The 271-nt window shown below is 39.1% G+C and carries 1 protein-coding gene; it reads left to right on the forward strand.

The annotated features are described in order from the left end of the window. The coding region (locus NLF92_RS13015; RefSeq protein WP_254102642.1) for a hypothetical protein at positions 1 to 271 on the forward strand (271 nt) is incomplete at both ends.

A 271-nucleotide genomic window follows, 5' to 3' on the forward strand; every position in this document is an offset into this window, starting at 1 on the left:
GTCAGGCTCGGGGCGTTGTAATTTATCAGGATAGTGATATAAGCGATATTAAGGCAAGGGCTTTAGCTGTTCAAAATCAATTAAATCAAGAAAATGGTAGCATTGCTGCAAATTTACGAGCTGCGGCATTAAGAGAACTAAAAGCACAACCTTATGCTATATGGGGCCTTCAACATAATTGGCTTGATATGGAAAATAATCACGCAGCATGTACTTTTACAAAATTAACAGAAAACAAAGTACCCCTTAAAGGGGGAATGCACCCTTCTGG

Origin of the sequence: Opacimonas viscosa, assembly GCF_024199005.1 — a bacterium.
GTDB classification, from domain to species: Bacteria; Pseudomonadota; Gammaproteobacteria; order Enterobacterales; family Alteromonadaceae; genus Opacimonas; species Opacimonas viscosa.